This is a genomic window from Microvirga sp. P4_G7 (assembly GCF_056401005.1).
In genome coordinates this window covers 1-3,644 of the sequence record NZ_JBFUKD010000374.1, presented here as the reverse complement: position 1 = coordinate 3,644, position 3,644 = coordinate 1, and the positions used below count along the sequence as shown (strand labels likewise).

The 3,644-nt window shown below is 62.4% G+C and carries 4 protein-coding genes; 3 read left to right on the top strand and 1 reads right to left on the bottom strand.

The window, feature by feature from the left end; genetic code table 11:
- Positions 1-3: 3 nt before the first annotated feature.
- From AC1DT3_RS14865 to AC1DT3_RS14855, 3 genes are all read left to right on the top strand, one after another.
- The gene (locus AC1DT3_RS14865) at positions 4-759 is read left to right on the top strand and encodes an ABC transporter ATP-binding protein (RefSeq protein WP_477466019.1); all 756 of its coding nucleotides are present in this window, start codon (positions 4-6) and stop codon (positions 757-759) included.
- 8 nt (positions 760-767) lie between these two features.
- Positions 768-2,096 (top strand): MlaD family protein, encoded by a 1,329-nt coding sequence (locus tag AC1DT3_RS14860; protein ID WP_477466018.1) that lies wholly within the window; start codon positions 768-770, stop codon positions 2,094-2,096.
- 63 nt (positions 2,097-2,159) lie between these two features.
- The gene (locus AC1DT3_RS14855; protein ID WP_477466017.1) at positions 2,160-2,774 is read left to right on the top strand and encodes an ABC-type transport auxiliary lipoprotein family protein; all 615 of its coding nucleotides are present in this window, start codon (positions 2,160-2,162) and stop codon (positions 2,772-2,774) included.
- Between the two features lie 188 nt (positions 2,775-2,962).
- Here AC1DT3_RS14855 and AC1DT3_RS14850 read toward each other — a convergent pair.
- Positions 2,963-3,644: class I SAM-dependent methyltransferase (locus AC1DT3_RS14850; RefSeq protein ID WP_477466016.1), on the bottom strand; the 682-nt coding region annotated here is incomplete at its 5' end.

The following is a 3,644-nucleotide window of genomic DNA, read 5'->3' as shown; positions in this document are numbered from 1 at the left end:
GCGATCATCCGCGTTCGCGGCCTCGAAGTGGGCTTCGGCGAGCGCCTGATCATGAAAGGGCTCGATCTCGACGTCTATCGCGGCGAGATCCTCGGATTCGTCGGCGCGTCGGGGCAGGGCAAGTCCGTCCTCACCCGTGCGATCCTCGGCCTGGTGCCGAAGCGCGCCGGCACCATCGAGGTTCTTGGCGAGAATGTCGACGACCTGTCGGCAGCCTCGCGCCGCGAGATCGAGCGCCATTGGGGCGTCCTGTTCCAACAGGGGGCGCTTTTCTCGGCATTGACGGTCAAACAGAACGTCCAGGTTCCGATGCGCGAATATCTCTCCCTGTCGGAGCGACTGCTGGACGAATTGGCGATGCTGAAGATCGAGATGGTCGGCCTGAAGCCGGATGCGGCGGACAAACTGCCTTCGGAATTGTCGGGCGGCATGATCAAACGCGCCGCGCTCGCGCGAGCGCTGGCGCTCGATCCCGACATTCTCTTTCTTGACGAACCGACGTCGGGTCTTGATCCCATCGGAGCTGGTGATTTCGACGAGCTGATTGCTACGTTACAGCGGACTTTGGGGCTCACCGTATTCATGGTAACCCATGATCTAGACAGCCTTTACACAGTCTGCGACCGAATCGCAGCGCTCGGGGACGGCAAGATCCTGGCAGAGGGGCCAATCGAAACGATGGTGGCATCGAATCATCCCTGGCTCCGTGCCTATTTTCATGGAAAGCGCGCGCGGGCAATTTCCGCCGGCGACGCTTAAGGTTTGCGATGGAAACGCGTGCAAATTACGCCCTGATCGGAGCTTTTACCCTGGCGGTCATCGCCGCGGCGTTCGGGTTCGTCTACTGGTTCAGCGGCGGCGATCGCGGCCAGGCGAAACAATCCATCCGCGTTGTCTTTTCCGGATCGGTGTCGGGCTTGTCCAAGGGCTCGCTGGCGCTCTTCAACGGCTTGCGGGTTGGTGAAGTGACCGAGATCAGCCTGCTTCCCGAGGATCCCCGCCGAGTCGTTTCCATCATCCAGGTCGACAGCACCACTCCTATTCGGTCGGACACCCGCGCCCGCCTCGAATACCAAGGCCTCACCGGCGTCGCCCAGATCGCACTCTCGGGGGGCGAGCCGAACGCGCCGCCCTTGGCGGCCGGTCCCGGACAGCCCATGCCGACCATCTTCGCCGATCGGTCGGATTTCCAGGATCTGATCGAAACCGCCCGCAACATCGCGCGACGGGCCGACGATGTCCTGGAACGCGTGAGCCGAGTGGTCGGAGACAACGAAGGGGCGATCAACCGGACCATTCAGAACGTCGAGAAATTCTCTCAGGCTCTCGGCGAGAATTCCGAGGGCATCGACCGGTTCCTCGATCAGGTCGGGCAGGCCGCCGAGAAGGTCGGGCCGCTCGCTGAAAAGCTCGAGACTTTGGCGACGAATGTCGACGAAGTGGTCCGCTCGGTCGACAAGGACCGGGTGAGCAAGATCGTCGAGAATGTCGAGAGCTTCACGGATTCGCTCGGGCAGAACCGCGAGGCGATCAGCACCGCCTTGAAAGACGCGGCAGCCCTGATCAAGAGCCTCAACGCGACAGCGCCGAAACTGGACGCGGCGGTGGCCCAACTCGGCGATCTCACGAAGGCCGTCGATCCCGCGAAAGTCGGGCGGACGGTCGACAATATCGACACGTTCAGCCAGACCCTGAGCCGCCGCAGCCCGGACGTCGATCAAATCCTGGCCGATGCGCGTTCGCTGACGGAGAAGCTCAATCGCTCCGCCGACAAGGTGGACGCCGTCCTGGAGGGCGCCCAGAAGTTCCTCGGCTCCGCCTCCGGCGAAGAGGGCAAGAGCGCGTTCGAAGAAATCAAGGAGGCCGCGCGCTCGATCCGCGAACTCGCGGACAATCTGGACGCGCGCAGCGGAACGATCCTCACCGGCGTCGGACGCTTCACGGAATCGGGTCTTCGCGAATACGAGGCCTTGGCCGTCGAAGGACGCAAGGCCCTCAACGACATCAGCCGCGCGGTTCGCAGCATCGAACGCAACCCGCAGCAATTCATCTTCGGTGGCAAGCCATCGATTCCCGAATACAATGGACGACGTTGATCGTTGAGAAGAATGCGCTGGTCCCCTGTGTCGCCTCCCTCCATTCGAAAAAATCCGCTGCCGATGCGACGCCTCGCGCCGGCTCTGCTGCTTGCGTTTTTCACCACGGCTTGTTCGTCCAGCCCGACGCCGACGACGTTCGATCTGTCGGCGCCCACCGCCCGCATCGGCGGCGGGAGCGGACGGCAATTGCTGGTGAACGAACCTTCCGCCTTGCAGTCCCTCGCTACGCAACAGATCATCGTCAAGGACGTGTCTGGGACGATCACTTTCCTCGGCGACGGACAATGGTCCGATACCCTGCCGCGACTCATCCAGACCCGCCTGATCAACACGTTCGAGAATGCATCTCAGCTTCGCGGCGTATCGCGCCCAAGCAGCGGCGCGGTCGCCGATGCCCAGTTGATCATGGAGGTCCGCAACTTCGAGGTCGCGACCCCCAACAACGAGGCCTATGTGGTGTTGTCGGTGAAGATCGTGAACGATCAGACCGGGCGGATCGTCGCCGGCCGCATCTTCCGGGCGAGCGTGCCCGTTGCGGCGGTGAATGCCGCAGGGGCGGCGAGGGGGCTCGATGAAGCCCTTTCCATCGTCATGTTGGACATCGTGCGTTGGGTCAGCGGCAATCGCCTTCCGTCCCGCGACGAACCACGCGACCTGCCCGCCCCTCCGGTATAGAGCTGTTTGAGAACGTTTCGGAGACGCTCTGCGTGCTTCGAGACGCTTCGCTCCACAGCATGTGGACCGTTTCAATTCAGGTCCGTCGTCGAATAAGGTTCGTTGCCGAATGCGAGGCTAAAGCTCTCTCGTGCGGAGGAGCGTCCCGCAGGGGTGCATCTCGAAAACGGACTTTTAGCGCGTCGCACTCACGCCATTCGACCGATCGGGATGATGTCCTTCGCTCCCGGATGGTATGGGTTGCCCTCCCAGTCGCCGAGCCATTTCTCGACCATCAGCCCGGCTGCTTCGATCATGGCTGCAAGGTTCTCCCGGGCCGTATAGCGGATCTGGGCCGAGGCCGAGAAAGCCTGGCCGGTTTCGAGAACCCGATAGCCGTTTTCGTAGGTGAGGATGCTGGTGGCATCGTCGTAGGAAGGCTCGTTCCACGTTTCGATCCGGCCGAACCGGGGATGGTCGAGGTGATTGCGACTGTTGTGGCGGTTTCGGTTTTCCCACGTTCTCAGCGCTGGATTGCGGCTGTCGAAGATAAACCGTCCATCGGGACTGAGATGCGCGGCGATCGTCGCGAGTGCGGCTCTTTGATCGTCGTCGGTGAGGAACACTTGAAACGCGTGGCCTGTCAGCAGAACGAGATCGAAGCGTTCTCCAAGGCGTAGGGTGCGCGCATCCGCCTGTACCCAGGTGACCGCGTCACCGCCCGCGCGGTTTCGTGCGATGTCGAGCATGGCCGCTGCGGGGTCGACACCGGTCACTTTTCGATTGTTCGCGAGGACGGCCGCGAGTTCGCCTGTACCGCAACCAAGGTCGAGGACCGACGTGGCGTCGCTTGCAAGCGCCACGCAGTAATCGAAGTCGATCCCCCATTGG

Bases quoted from the DNA above. Each gene is read 5' to 3' on its own strand.
- AC1DT3_RS14860 (WP_477466018.1), top strand. From the start codon at position 768: ATGGAAACGCGTGCAAATTACGCCCTGATCGGAGCTTTTACCCTGGCG.
- AC1DT3_RS14855 (WP_477466017.1), top strand. From the start codon at position 2,160: ATGCGACGCCTCGCGCCGGCTCTGCTGCTTGCGTTTTTCACCACGGCT.